At 58.7% G+C, this 13,153-nt stretch carries 16 protein-coding genes and 1 tRNA gene; 6 read left to right on the top strand and 11 right to left on the bottom strand.

Features of this window, described 5'->3' with window-relative positions; all coding sequences use genetic code 11:
• The 3 genes from ABB26_RS12495 to ABB26_RS12485 all read left to right on the top strand — a co-directional run.
• Positions 1–701, top strand: a 701-nt coding sequence (locus ABB26_RS12495) for a DNA polymerase III subunit delta' (protein ID WP_057634635.1), incomplete at its 5' end; no start/stop codon positions are given.
• A complete protein-coding gene (locus ABB26_RS12490; RefSeq protein WP_057634632.1) occupies positions 698–1,051 on the top strand; it encodes a PilZ domain-containing protein in 354 nt (117 codons plus the stop codon). The genes ABB26_RS12495 and ABB26_RS12490, both read left to right, overlap by 4 nt.
• A gap of 63 nt (positions 1,052–1,114) precedes the next feature.
• Positions 1,115–1,189: transfer RNA gene (locus ABB26_RS12485), tRNA-Val, on the top strand.
• A 94-nt stretch (positions 1,190–1,283) separates the two neighbouring features.
• On the opposite strand, the gene ABB26_RS19045 is transcribed toward ABB26_RS12485, so the two are convergent.
• A complete protein-coding gene (locus ABB26_RS19045) occupies positions 1,284–1,874 on the bottom strand; it encodes a hypothetical protein (RefSeq protein ID WP_152982667.1) in 591 nt (196 codons plus the stop codon).
• Positions 1,875–1,989: 115 nt separating this feature from the next.
• Here ABB26_RS19045 and ABB26_RS12475 point away from each other — a divergent pair, with 115 nt between their 5' ends.
• Positions 1,990–3,843 carry a P-loop NTPase fold protein gene (locus ABB26_RS12475; RefSeq protein ID WP_057634628.1) on the top strand — a complete coding sequence of 618 codons (1,854 nt, stop codon included), beginning with the start codon at positions 1,990–1,992 and terminating at the stop codon, positions 3,841–3,843.
• Positions 3,844–4,036: 193 nt separating this feature from the next.
• On the opposite strand, the gene ABB26_RS12470 is transcribed toward ABB26_RS12475, so the two are convergent.
• The 9 genes from ABB26_RS12470 to ABB26_RS18710 form a co-directional block, all read right to left on the bottom strand.
• The gene (locus ABB26_RS12470) at positions 4,037–4,582 is read right to left on the bottom strand and encodes a hypothetical protein (protein ID WP_057634627.1); all 546 of its coding nucleotides are present in this window, start codon (positions 4,580–4,582) and stop codon (positions 4,037–4,039) included.
• Positions 4,583–4,870: 288 nt separating this feature from the next.
• Entirely contained in the window at positions 4,871–5,323 is a 453-nt protein-coding gene (locus ABB26_RS12465; protein ID WP_057634626.1) for a hypothetical protein, read from the bottom strand.
• A gap of 10 nt (positions 5,324–5,333) precedes the next feature.
• Complete coding sequence (locus ABB26_RS19040; RefSeq protein ID WP_152982666.1) at positions 5,334–5,672, bottom strand: hypothetical protein; 339 nt, start codon at positions 5,670–5,672, stop codon at positions 5,334–5,336.
• A 680-nt stretch (positions 5,673–6,352) separates the two neighbouring features.
• Entirely contained in the window at positions 6,353–7,249 is an 897-nt protein-coding gene (locus ABB26_RS12455; RefSeq protein WP_057634623.1) for an AbiTii domain-containing protein, read from the bottom strand.
• 206 nt (positions 7,250–7,455) lie between these two features.
• Positions 7,456–7,860 carry a hypothetical protein gene (locus ABB26_RS12450; protein ID WP_057634621.1) on the bottom strand — a complete coding sequence of 135 codons (405 nt, stop codon included), beginning with the start codon at positions 7,858–7,860 and terminating at the stop codon, positions 7,456–7,458.
• A gap of 789 nt (positions 7,861–8,649) precedes the next feature.
• On the bottom strand, positions 8,650–9,195 hold the full coding sequence (locus ABB26_RS12445; protein ID WP_152982665.1) for a hypothetical protein: 546 nt from the start codon (positions 9,193–9,195) through the stop codon (positions 8,650–8,652).
• Positions 9,192–9,452 (bottom strand): hypothetical protein, encoded by a 261-nt coding sequence (locus ABB26_RS19035; RefSeq protein ID WP_152982664.1) that lies wholly within the window; start codon positions 9,450–9,452, stop codon positions 9,192–9,194. The genes ABB26_RS12445 and ABB26_RS19035 overlap by 4 nt, the downstream gene beginning before the upstream one ends.
• Positions 9,453–9,708: 256 nt before the next feature.
• Positions 9,709–10,074: a hypothetical protein gene (locus tag ABB26_RS12440; RefSeq protein ID WP_057634619.1), complete on the bottom strand. Its 366-nt coding sequence runs from the start codon at positions 10,072–10,074 to the stop codon at positions 9,709–9,711.
• A gap of 432 nt (positions 10,075–10,506) precedes the next feature.
• Positions 10,507–10,713, bottom strand: coding sequence for a helix-turn-helix domain-containing protein (locus tag ABB26_RS18710; protein WP_083490818.1), 207 nt, complete (start codon positions 10,711–10,713; stop codon positions 10,507–10,509).
• Between the two features lie 97 nt (positions 10,714–10,810).
• Here ABB26_RS18710 and ABB26_RS12435 point away from each other — a divergent pair, with 97 nt between their 5' ends.
• Complete coding sequence (locus tag ABB26_RS12435) at positions 10,811–11,278, top strand: Arc family DNA-binding protein (RefSeq protein WP_057634616.1); 468 nt, start codon at positions 10,811–10,813, stop codon at positions 11,276–11,278.
• 2 nt (positions 11,279–11,280) lie between these two features.
• Here ABB26_RS12435 and ABB26_RS12430 read toward each other — a convergent pair whose 3' ends face one another.
• On the bottom strand, positions 11,281–12,453 hold the full coding sequence (locus ABB26_RS12430; RefSeq protein WP_057634614.1) for an integrase family protein: 1,173 nt from the start codon (positions 12,451–12,453) through the stop codon (positions 11,281–11,283).
• 567 nt (positions 12,454–13,020) lie between these two features.
• On the opposite strand from ABB26_RS12430, the gene ABB26_RS18705 reads away from it, so the two are divergent.
• Positions 13,021–13,153: transposase (locus tag ABB26_RS18705; RefSeq protein ID WP_152982663.1), on the top strand; the 133-nt coding region annotated here is incomplete at its 3' end.

Below are 13,153 nucleotides of genomic sequence, written 5' to 3'. Positions count from 1 at the left end.
TCAGGCTGCGCACCGAGATCGTCATCGAGCAGGTGCGCGAGATTTCGCAGAAGCTGGCGCTGACCCCGCAGTACGGCGTGGCCCAGGTGGTGATCGTTGATCCGGCCGATGCCATCAACCGTGCTGCCTGCAATGCGCTGCTCAAGACGCTGGAAGAGCCGTCGCCCGGCCGCTACCTGTGGCTGCTCAGCGCCGATCCCGCGCGCCTGCCGCAGACCATACGCAGCCGCTGCCAGCGTCTGGAGTTCCGCCTGCCGCCGCGCGAAGAGGCGCTGGCCTGGCTGCAGACGCGCGGCTATACCGAGGGCGTGGCACGCGAAGCACTGGATGCCGCGCGCGGGCACCCGGCGCTGGCTGATCAGTGGCTGCAGGGTGACGGCATGGCGTTGCGGCGGCAGGTGGCCAGCGAGCTGGAGCAGCTGGTCGCCGGCAAGCTGGGCAGTGTCGAACTGGCCCAGCGCTGGACCGGTGACGAACACGCCGACCTGCGCCTGCGCCATGCCGCCGACCTGGCATTGAAGAAAGCTGCCGACGGCTTGACCGATCCGGCGCGATTGAACAAGCTGGCCGCCTGGTTTGATGCCGCCAATCGCACCCGCGACCTGCTGCGCACCACCGTGCGCGCCGACCTTGCCGTGGTGGAGCTGCTGCTGGCCTGGAACGCGGCCAACCAAGTGCAATCCAAGGGGACAATTCGATGAGTGCGATGAACGCCCGCCAAGGCATCCTGTCATTGGCGGTCAAGGACAAGGCGGCGCTGTTCAGCGCCTACATGCCGTTCGTGAAGAACGGCGGCGTTTTCGTGCCCACGCCCAAGCGTTACTTCCTCGGTGACGAGGTGTTCCTGCTGCTGACCTTGCCCGACTCCAGCGAGCGCCTGCCGGTGGCCGGCAAAGTGGTCTGGGTGACGCCACTGGGCGCGCAGGGCAACCGCCAGGCGGGCATCGGTGTGCAGCTTGCCGACGGTGCCGATGGTGAGGCCGTGCGCCACAAAATCGAGACCTTGCTGGCCGGCACGGCCGGCTCGGACAAGCCCACTCAAACGATGTGAAGATTTTGCGCAGAACCCGTTGACGTGCTCGCTCAGGCCCCTATAATGAGCGGCTCGCAACACGGGCGGTTAGCTCAGCGGTAGAGCATTGCCTTCACACGGCAAGGGTCGCAGGTTCGAACCCTGCACCGCCCACCATTAAAATCAAAGTGTTGCAGAAGAACCGGCGAAAGCCGGTTTTTTCGTAAGTGCATGGTAAGTGCGTCAGGCTGAGGAGAGTGCTGCTCTCGCTCTACAGGGGGTAGAGTTGAGTAAGCCATTTAGCGATGTGCTGGCATTCCCAGGTGTAGTTGACCAGCATGCGTGTGGTTGGGTCGTTCGTGACGTCGATTTCATGCGTCATCCGATTCCGGATGCTGATGAGATTTGTGACTAGCCGCTCCTCTTCCGGGTGCACAAAGCTGTGCTTCTTCGCCGCCTTGAGATTGGTCGGGTAACCGGGGAACTGGGTGGCATAGCTCTTCCAGAGTTCAAACTGAGCAATGATGCCGGCGCGGGCTAGGACTCCTTCAATACGTGGACTGTTGCCGTTCGAAAAAGGCACCTTCACGCCATCCGTATTAGCTGTTTCTGGTGTATGTCCGCAGGCAACCCAAGCGGCTCTCATTGCTTCTCTGCTACTGCGCACGCCAAAAGGTAGCGCGGCCGCAAACGGCAGTGGGTGACGCATGGAAATCAGGTACGGACCTTCAACGTCGCTGCCGTTCGCTGGAGGTGACCAGTTTGGTCTAATTGCCAGTTCGGCGGCCGAAGCAAGATCGAACGTCGTGGTGATGTCTATAAGCCATCCAGAGGAAGCTCGGATATATGACTCTAAGTCCATCTACTCTCCATCGATAGTTGAGTCTGGGGTTGCACGATTGCTACCAGTAGGATGATCGTCGTTCCTGGCCTGACTGGGTAGACTGTTGTTCGCTATCACTTCAGCAGGGGCGCGCATGTCGGGAATTCCGCATAAGGAAGCGAAGGATTATCTCGAATCCTACTTGGCTCGAAAGAGTGATCAGGGTATGGCTGTTCTGATCGGCGGGCATTGGGGAGCGGGAAAGACCAGGTTTGTTACTGCTTTCCTTGAAAAGAGAAGAGAGCGTATCTCGAAGAGCCGCGGGCAAGAGCAGGCGCCAGACTACCTATACGCCAGTTTCTTTGGAGCTCCCGACGAAGCGGCAGTCGCAGATCAGTTCTTGTCTCAGCTCTACCCTGCGCTCAACTCTAAGCTAGGCAAGGTCCTCGGCACGGCAGCCTTTCGAATGGGCTCTGCGCTCTTTGAGTCAACTTCCCAGATAAAGAGTCCGGTTGAATCTTCCGATATGGTTGCAGTGCGCGACTGGGCAGCTCACCCAAGGGAGCGGATCGTTGTATTCGACGATCTAGAGCGGGCAGGGATGGGGGTTGAAAAAGCGCTTGCTTTAATAAATGGTTACGTCGAGCGAGACGGGATTCGAGCAATTGTTATTGCGAACGAATCGGAAATTAGGTCGCAGGGCTACATGGCTTGGAAAGAGAAGGTTGTCGGAAAGACGTTCTCTGTATGTGCGGATGCTGAGGAGGTGATAAAGAGCATTACAGACGACCTCCCCTCGGGGAAGGTCAAGAACTATCTCTTGAGCCACGGAGCGAAGGTTGCCGAGGTTGTGCGTGCATCAACCTACCCAAACTACCGGAGCGTCAAGAATCTCATCGCAGATATTGATCGATTGGTTTCGGGGTCAGATAATGGCCTGGCGGGCTATCCACTAGTAATTGAATCGCTGGTTCTTTTCTCTGTGGGAATTGGGGCGGAGTTTCGTGCTGCAAAACTCACTGCTTCGGAAATTCTCGAGAAGGCGGGATTGCATTATCAGGTTGGCAAGAGCGCCAATGATCCGCGCGTCGTGGAGGTGCAGGCGATCTATGCAAAGTACAGCAATCTGGGCTCTGCTGAGTGCATCGTCCCTGTCAATTTTTTAATTGCCTTATGGCAGAATGGTGAGCTTCAGCTTGATGCAATAAATGAAGCTGTAATGACCAATCCCCGAGTTGTTGGCGAGGCGGCCACTCCTCCCTGGAGGCGCCTTTGGGCGATGTGGGATCTGGGTCAATCGAGTTATGAGCGCGCAAAGCGAGAAGCTCTTGAGGCGTTCAAGCATAATGCTGTGACGCTTGAAGGCGAACTTCTGCATATCGTGGGTGCAGCATTGCAGGTGGAGAGCTACGGCGGGGAGTTTTTTCCCAATGAGCGAACTCTTGCATGGTTGGACTCGTACCTTCGGCGAGATGAGGTCAGATCTAAACTGACAGGTACCAGCATCTACGACCGCAGTGAGTCTAGTTCAGCCTATGAAGGGCTTGGGTACACGGGAGCAGAGCTTCCCGTATTTGCGGAAGCGCAAAAGTTGGTCACAGCAACACTATGGGAGCTGGACGAAGAGAGAAAGCTTGAAAAGCTGGGTGAGTACATTGAACGGCTGCGTCAAAGGGACTACGAGCCGATCAGTCTTTCAGGGAATTGGGATCAGAGCCTTCCTTACGGGCCTTGGCTACACCTTGTTGATCCAGCAGTCTTCGTTTCGGTCCTTATGGATGATGGTCAAGTTGTTCGCCAACTGGCTTTGCGAATGATGTCGCGATATGAGTCTGACGGTCTGGGAGAACTTCGGAAGGAGTGGGTTTGGCTCGGTCAGGTTAGAAACTTGTGCAGGCCGATGATAGCCAAATTGGATGAGCCACATCGGACGATCGGTCTGCGACGTCTGGTCGTAGCTCGACAACGAATTGGGCGCTCCATTAAACACGCCAGAAGCCGGTTTTGAGCCAAGATGTGTTCTCGGTGCAGTTTTTACATGCTTTCATCTGCACAGGGATCGTCCCCTTATAGGGTGCCCCGATGGGGCTGGGGTTGGTTGTGCGAGCGAGGCACATCGCCCTGCTGGCGCGCAAATGAGGGCCGGCCGAGCCCTGGGGCGTCGCCGGGACGAGTCTTGGGGCGACAGTGTGAGGGAACTTCTACGCATAATCGCCGACATGACCGGTGAACATGATGTCGATCTTGTCCAAACACTGGCTCGAAGCTGTTTGCGCTGCCCGCAGGCGCTCGTAGAACTTCTTGTAGGATCTGACTTGAACTTGGTCAACCTCGCCTTGCGCCAGTTCCCGAGCTCGATAGATGTTGAAGACTACGGCGCTGGCCTTCTCTCTAGCATCGCCAAGCGATCGAAGGCTGCCTGAAAGAATGTCTACCGACTTGTGGTTGATCAGCTGTTGTGCGAGCGGGCCGATCGGCCCAGATTCGCCACCAAACTTTACTGGCGACTCGTCCGTGAGTATTGCGGCAATCAATCGACCGATGTCTTGCACGTGGGGGAGCATCTGGGCAGCGGCCGCGACGCTATTAGCATGATCGTCAGCCGCCTTTTGCTTTCGCGCGGATCGCGATTGAAGCGCTGGGACGAGCAACGCGACAATAATGGCAACTACCGAAGCAACGGCTTGAAACCAAGCAGCCTGCACTTCGGGTTTGAGCGCGCACCAACCGACGAGTTCACAGTCCATGTAGTTTCCCCTGCTCAGTGGGGGCAAGCATGAAGTGCGGACGCTCGATCAGCAATCCTGCACTAGGCTCTGCGATGGAAACATCTCGGGGTGCTGGCGGCATACAGCCGCCGTGGCCAGCAGCTATGGCCTGCGCTTCGAGCGCTACAACCCGGCGCGATCGGGCTCACGTGGGGAAGATGCTGTAGCAGTTGGCCCGGTCACCGGCATGAGGTATCTGGATCTGTGGCTGCCGGCCCGGGCTGCAGGTGTTGTTGGGGACACCGCCTGCTGGTCCCTTCTGGCGAATCAGTCGGCCAGCGTGATCGCGGGGTTGGCATCGCTGCGGCGGGGGATGTTCTTGCCGTCCGCGGCGGCCTCCCGGATCAGCGACTCTTCCTGGCGCTCCAACTCCAACAGTTGCGCTTCCAGGCGCTCCTGCTTGCGGTCATCGGTGATCGTTACCTCGCCCTGGTAGAGGGCCTCAACTTCGGCGCGCAAGCGCTCACGGATGGCATCGGGGAAGAACTTGCACGCGTAAGCGTGGGCACTCTCGGGATAGGCCGATACGGCGGTGTCGGCGTCACCGATAAAGGCGTTTGGCCGAATTGTTACCTTGGCTGCCTCGCGCTCGATGTGAGTATCGATGGCCGCGAGCGCTTCTTCCTTTGGCGGCATGCCGTCGCTCAGTTCGCGGATCTCGTCAGCCAGCTTTTCAATCTGGGCGCGGAGACGCGCCACCTTGGGCAAATAGTCGGTCATGGTTGTTCCTTTACTGGCTCAGGCCCCAATCGGCCACGGTTTGCTGGAGATGCTCTGCGGCGGCTCGATAGGCGCCAACGTCACCGGATGAGGCGCTGAGTTCGTCGTAGGCGGTTGCCACTACGGCGTCCACCGCATCGAGCGCGGCCATCCAGCGATCCAGCTTGGCCAAGGTCTCGCGCCGTTGTCCGTGCTTCGCCATTTCCTGGCGAAGGTGCGTGCGCTGGTCGCTTATCTCTTTGCGACGCTCATTCAGCGCGCGCCGAGCAGCGAAGTGGAGCTCGCTGCGAATCCGCAGGTGCTCCAGTTTCAGGAGGGAAGGGGGTACAGGCGGTGATTGATCACTCACGGGATGCTCCGGATTTGAGGGCAAAGGCTGCGAGCCTCTCGGGCCTGTCCGCCAAAGCGCGTTGGAACGCCGGCAGGGTGCGCAAGGCATCTGCCAAGAGCTCGGCTGGGGAGACGCCAGCGGCAGCTGCCGCGTCCTGGAGGGCGTCGCAGATGACCTGGGGAAGTTCGAGCTCGATTACGGGCATGAGGGGATGGCTCAGAGGACCCGTCTATTGGACGTCGGGCCCGGCTATTTGGCCGAGCCGGAATGCGTCGGAATGCGCACTTGCTGGGGGCGAATCGCGGAGCACGCCTTGTGCATCGGCAGCCCTCCTGAATGGGGGCCGATGTACAACGTGTACAAGCCGAAATGTGCGTTTCTCCCGGGGAAAACCGCAATTTCGGGGTGCCTGTGGTGGAGCATCCCTAAGGGCCGAAAAACTGGCAATTACCGGGGTCCGAATTCCCCCCGGTGGCAGTGGATAAGCCCCGGGGCCCCCGTCCGCTCGACCCAGTCCAGGGAGTTGGCCGGTCTGGCCATCTGCGGCGCGGTCTGCTGCGAGCATCGCCTGGCGGTCGGACAGCCAGTCAAAAGATCACGGCGTGACCAGAGTGTTGTAGGTACGGAAAACCCCGCTCGGTGGCGGGGTAATTCTGGAAGTACCCACTTGTGGGACGAGGGGGAGGTCTGATTAGACGCTACCCAGCAAGCGCGGCGAGCTGGGGCAGGTAGGGAGCAACGGCGGTCCCGAGAATCTGCATGTGATCTGACACTGTCGAAACGAACTTGATGTATGCCTCATGGAAGCTATTCTTGCTTTCTGCCGAGCGCATTTCCTCAACTGTCGCTACAAGGGAGTCAATGGTGACTTGATCCGCCCGCGATGTAGCGATTGCTTTCAGAAGGTCCTTGAACAAGGTGGGCTCATTCTGTATGGAAGTCGCCTTCTGTCGAGCTCCTGCGCTGCCGTTGGCCAGGTTCTGCACATCGCCATAGATATTAGTATGAAATATCTGATGCACTCGGTCTTGGGCGAGAGGTTCCGAAAGAGGTGGTGCCTCACCTGCTTCTGGTGCCGCCGATTCTATATCGATAGCAAAGTTCAGGACCTTTGTGCGAACAGAATCCAAAACTCCCACTATGGCTGCAACGGGAATAACCTTCCACGCCTCTACGCAGTTCATTCCGTCGTATATATTTCCTCCGTAGTGAGCTGCCACGTCGGGATTCCAGGGTTCTTTTAGGATAGTCCCGCTTGCGTTATTCACGAGATTCTCTAGTGCGGCTATCCCTTGCTGGACGTAAGTGCGGCTGAGAGCTTCGTAGAACTGCTGTGGCAAGCACGACAGTGGAATGACTGCGTTCTTAAGTCCCGACTGAAATGGACCGGAAAAATGGCCTTTGGAGGTGGTTGCCATAATGCGATAAGGGGGCAGTCCTTCCTTTGACTCGTAGCCGTTGAGCTCGCTTGAGACCCAGGCTCGCAATTCCTCGTTCCGTAGTCGCGCGGCTAGTAGGGTGCATTTTCTCAGCAGGTCTGACAGTGGGATCGACGAGTCGATAGCGGCGTGCTGGATATCTCGAAGGAGGGACATGTAGGTCTAGGCTGCCGAGTCGCGATGGTGACTTGTATATCCTAGAGTACAGGCGTGTCCTCTCCAAGTTGATTGCCTTGGCGCAAGTCGTTCTCTCCCCCAATCCAGATGGGCTGGTCGCTCAATTGGTGCCAACACCCGGCCGGCGACTGAGGTGTATGTACCATTTTCCCAAAGTATCAATGCCTAGTTCTATCTGCTTGTTTCTATCGCGCTGTAACAAGTTGAGCAATGATGGCACCAACTGAAAGTGCTAGTGCAACGAGAGATACGCCTAAAGACCAAGTGAATTTTGAATGCTCTTGTTCTTGAGCTGCGAGGACTGCAGTCAAGTAAGGCAGGTTGATCGCGTGGCGCAGCTCGCCGGCCCTGGGAACGAATAGGTGGACGGACGTGTTCTCGCCGGTTTTGTATCGATACTTGTTGTCGAGGTGGTAGTAGAGGTAGCCAAAGAGAATATTTTTGTCGCAGCCCAGGCTCTTGGCTACTGCATCGATATCAATTGCGATCATCGTTTTTCCGACACTCGGACCCTCGACGGGGAAGTCTCCCTCATACATGTCAAAGATGCAGCGTAGAACCTGCCGTTCGGTCGGGACAGAATTTGCCATGCTGATAATTTCCTCTTTGGCCGGGTGACCTAGCTGAAGCCGTGACGAGCTTCATTAACCAGCCCGTCCGAAGATCGGAATATGCCAGATCTTTGCGGTCGGATCGCGCAATCGCTTTTTTACTTGAAACTTTCCCCTCCGGAGATCCATTCGAGAACGTCACCCAAGTAGTACCAGGGCGTTTTCGCTGGCTGGAAGTAGCGAGGTCCTTTCCCCTCCAGGCGCCAACGCCTCAGTCTGCTGACAGGGCAGGGGATCAGAGTTGCGGCGGTCTGCTCTGTCACTCGACCGTCGACGGTGACGTAGTGGCCGGCTGCTTCCAGGCTGCGGCGTACCTCATCGATTGAGGTGGGAATGCCGTCGCCATGTGCAAGCTCACGATGCGGCGCGTTCACGGGTTCCTCCTTGGTGTTCTATGCAGCGCGCGTGCGCATTGCTCTTCGCGTGTTCGGCGATCAGCGTTCTTGGCCAGGAGTGTTGGCGTGCCTCAACCAGTCCCGAAAGCGGAACTGTTCCGCAAACGGGTCGGTTATCGGTTCTTCTGTGCAAGCCATTCGAACAAGCGGCAGCGCGCGGTTTGCGCCTGGCAGCCAGTGGGAGTGCCCAAAGGTGCCAGTGGCAGGTTTGAGCAGTGCCAGCCTTTGCTGTTGGGAGTGTGGTGCAGGTGAAGCGATGAAGCTTGAAAGCGGTGAAGCGAAGCAACAGCCCAAGCGTCCGCTGCGCTCCCGCTTGGTAGATATATATAAAGGGGCCCCCATACGGGGCCAAAGAAATGCCCATTTGTGCTCCTTATGGCCCCGCATGGGGGCCAAAACCAACTTCACCCGGTCTTTTTGGCCCCGTATGGGGGCCGATAATTTCGGATTGGGGGCCAAAGATTGTGATTTCTGCATCGGTCGTTTGGCCCCTGCTGGGGGCCAAAGGTTCTATTTTTCTCCAATCGTTTCGAGCAGGGCCTGGACCAATCTCGAGCCCTTGGCCGGGGCACTCATCGATGGGATACCAGGTGATCGCGTAGAGGTTGCATAGCTTCTTGATGCCATGCCGGGTTTTGACGATGAATCCTGCCTCCAGAAGCAGAGTGGTTAGCTCATGGAGCTTGCTGGGAGTGCAGACACCAAGCTCCTTCACCATGTTCTTGGTGGCGCTCAGGTTGCCGTTGTTGCTGCCGTTGTACTGCCCGGCAATGAACATCAGCAGTGAGTGCGCTTTGCCCACAGCGTAGAACTGAGGAGAGCGCAGCATGTAGTGAGGCATCATGATGAAGGAGTGCCCGCCTCCGCGCCCCGTCAGCTTTCGCCGCTTTCGCTCCGGTATGCGCGCGCTGTTGGTCACTTGGTTCGCTGCTCCAAGCGGTTTGCATGGTCTTCCATAGCGTCTCGATCGGGGTACAGCTCCTCCATGAGCTTGCTGGCCATCGCGGTGAAGATGGCTGCTGCTTCATTGATGGCAGCGATTTCTTCATCAGCTTCATTGATGAGCATCCCTGCGCGATTGAGCGCGCCGGATAGGCGGAGTAGTTCCATCACTTGCGCTGCTTGGAAGTCCGGCTCCCAGCCCAGATAGAGGTGCAGAGCTTGGTCACTGCTCATCGGGCGTTCTCCATGATCTGAGCCACAGCAGCGCGCCAGGTCTGCCCAGCGCGCGATGCTCGGGTTAGCACCCATTCCCTTACCTTGGCCTCGGTCGCTCCCCTGCGATGCTGGAGGGCGCAGGAGCCACACAGCACGTAGGGCAGGGAGCACCAGCCAAACTCCCGCTCTACGCGGTGGAATGAGCCGTACACGGGCTGCAGGGGCTTCCCGCAGCAGTCACAGGCGATTGGGTCAGGGCGGGCAGCGCGTGCGTTCATGACACGCTCCTTACGCAGCAGACGGTTTTGACCTCGCCCAATACCACCAGCTCATCGAACTCAACGAAGAAGCCCAAGTCACGGTTGCTGGTGGTGAACACGTAGAAGGATGGGCGCCCGTTCTTGCCGGGCCTCACCTGGACGCGGCGCACGATCTGCCGGCCATTGAGCTCGATCACATAGACGCCATCCCAGCGGCAGCGCACCACGCTGAGATCCACCTGTAGCACGTCGCCTATCTCGAACGTCGGCGCGTTGAGGTTGTCGCGAACGAGCACATAGGCCTGACCTTGCGGCGGCGGCATCAGTACCGGTGACGGGTAGCTCTCGATCTGGGGTTGGGTCTGCGCAGGGGCATTCATGCCGGCCACCCCAACTGCGCTCGAACCGCGTCTTGCCACTGTTGGCCAAACCGGCCAGCGCGCGTAACGATCCAGCGAATCCGCAACTCTCGCGGCTCACCGTCAGGATAGTTGGACGCACAGGCGTAGCAGACGTAGGAGGGGAGCTCCCCGAATTCGAAGCGGGAGGTGGTGCGGGACAGGTCGAAGTACCCGGCCGGCTGGTTGCAACAATCACAGGCCAGAGGGTTGTGACGCGTGGGCCGGCTGGCGTAGGTGTTTCCTGACACGGCAGGGTAGGGTTGCCCGATGGCGCCAGGGCTGGCGTGGTGTACGATGTGGTCCATGGTCAGAGCGTTCCTTCGAAGGGTTCGGTCTTGGCTTCTACGGCTCACTCCGGCTGCTACCGGGTGGGCCGTTTCTCTTTTGGGTTTCGGAGACATGGCTTTCCCCTCAGGCGGCAACACCACTGGTTGCTTCCTTCTCCCTTGCCTCAATGAACTCGCGCAGCGCGCGGGCCGACACCATGCGGCGCTTGCCTACCTTGAAGGTGCTCAACTGACCTGCATTCATGGCGCGATATAGGGCGTTGCGATTTAGGCCAGTTACGGCGCAGGCTTCATCGGTGGTGTAGCTGAGACGTTCACGGTTATCTTTCATTGACTGCTCCGTTGTATGGACCAAAATGGTCCGTTGAACGCAGTGGACCACAGTGGTCCGTTGCGGTCAAGGACCACTGTGGTCCAATATGCCGCCCATGAGCACTCCCGATACCCAATTCAAGCTGCGGTTGCCAGCTGACCTGAAACAAAAGCTTGAGCGCGAGTCGGAGGTGGCCGGCAGGTCGCTGTCAGCCGAAATCGTTCATCGGCTTGAATCTTCGTTCTCGGCTGCTTCGGCTGTGCCAGGGGTCATGGGGCTTCGCGCTGAAATCGCAGTTAGGCGCGAGTTGGCAAATTCCACTGTGGCTATGCTCAGTCGCGCATGCGCTGAGTTGGTGGAGCGACGCGACAACGGTGGAACTGGAAGCTATCCAAGACAAGCCGCCGGCCGCACGGTGGAAGAAGCGTTGGCGGATGCAGAGGATGCAAGGGACATGTTCCAGCGGGTAGTTGATGCTGCGACCCTTTTGTTGTCCGAACTCTCTATCGCTGAGGCGAAGGGCGAAATGGTCGACTTAGACGAAATCAGGAAGCGAGCGAAGGCCTGGGGTGTCCTGCACTAAACCTAGAGAAATTCGACCTGAGCCAATTTTTCGCGCGCCGCGCCTTGAACAAGGTGGCCGTAGTGCTTCTCGATCATCGCCAGCGACGTGCCTGCCAGTTTCGCCACGGTCAGCAGATCCATCCCGCCCACGATGGCGTCAGTGATCCAGCAGTGGCGCAGGGTGTACAGCGTGACTCCTTCCGGCAGCGCAGCGCGCGCTGCAGCAGACCGCACAGGTTCGCTCCAGGCATCCGCCGTCCAGGCCTTCTTGCCGTCCTGAGTGAACAGGTACGCCTTCGGTAGCTTGCCCTTGGCCAAGCGGTCGAACAGGACAGTGGCAGCAGGGGAGAGCGGAATTTTGCGATCGTGGTCCTTGCTGCGGAATCGGACGCTGGCAGTGCGGCCGTCGTAATCAGAGCGCAGGCATAGAGCCGGATCACCCGGCCGGCAACCCGTCAGGGCCACACACTCGATCAGCTCGCGCACAGGGCCATCGGCTGCATCCAACAGCGCGCGCCGTTGCTCCCGTTCCAAGTACAGCCCACGGCGCTGGCTGGCGTCCTTGAGCGGCTTTACTGAGGTCCATTCAAAGGCAACGTCAGGCGATGCTTTACGGCGAGCAACAGCGTGATTCAGTGCAGCCACAAGTGTGGTGCGCATGCGGTTGATGCTGGACTTGGCCAGGGGCTTCGCTACGGGTGGTCGACCACGCTTCGCGGGCAGGGGAGGGAGCTCGCCCTTCTCTACGCGATCGCGCCAGGCCTCGATGTGATCCTGGTGCAGATCCTTGAGCCGGACCTTTCCCAGCTTGTCGCCGTAGAGGCACCGCTCAAAGCGGCGCTCCGCATCAGCGGCGGCGGTCTTCCGCCCGTCCTTGGCCAGCCCGGTCACGTAGTCGCGGCAGGCATCCGCCACGGTGAGTTCGCTCTTGGGTGCGACCACGGCCACGGGCGCGCCGTGCTGGGCGGCTTCGGCAAGTGCTGCGAGGGCTGCATTGCGCGCGCCGGCGAGAGTCATGACGGGGTGCTTGCCCAGTGTGCGGCGCTTACCTCGGCCCCAGGTCACGATGTACGACTTGATTCCTGATGGCTGGACCCGCAGCAGCAGGCCTTTCATCTCGCTGTCGCTGATCTCGTAGGGCTTTTCGGCAGGCGCCGCCAGCTCAACGGCGCGGATTGTCAGCTTGGTTCCCATTGATCCGTAAGTGCGTGGTAAGTGCAAATTGCAGTGTGCGGCGAAATCCAACGAGACGCAACGGCACTTAAAAACAATGGGTTACAGGTGAATCCCTTGCGGTACAAGGTCCTTTCTTATCCTTCACACGGCAAGGGTCGCAGGTTCGAACCCTGCACCGCCCACCACGCGAACAAAGAAAGCCGGCCCAGCGCCGGCTTTTTTGTTGCCTGGAATTTACGTTGGAGCGGGGCCGTGCTTCGTTGGGTTTTGCCGAAAACTGGGGCAGAGTCGAATTCTTGCATAACCTGACTCTGCCCCCTGTTTCGCCAGCCTCAGGGTGCTGCTGATGGGCGTCTCGTTCGCCGTCGTTTGGATGTAAGCGTCTCGGACCCAGGCTGCCAGTCAGCAGCTCGGGCTATCTCAAATGCACCAGTTGCTCGTCATCTTCGTAATAACCACAAAATAGGGGGCTAGAGTCGAGTCCTTGTAAAACCTGACTTTGAACCCTGTTCTGCCTTGGTTTGAATCGCCCAGGATTTCGTAGACACCTCGCAGCCATAAACTATGGCTTAGGCGGAGGTGGTTATGAGTACGAAACGTTACACGGATGAGTTCAAGATCGAGGCGGTTCGGCAAATTGTCGAATATGGCCGGCCAGTAGCTGAGGTTGCTGAGCGGCTGGGTGTATCGGTCCACAGTTTGTATGGTTGGAGAAGAG

It is taken from the genome of Stenotrophomonas humi (genome assembly GCF_001431415.1).
Lineage (GTDB): Bacteria > Pseudomonadota > Gammaproteobacteria > Xanthomonadales > Xanthomonadaceae > Stenotrophomonas > Stenotrophomonas humi.
Note: the sequence above shows the minus strand (reverse complement) of the source record. Positions and strands in the feature narration are given on the sequence as shown.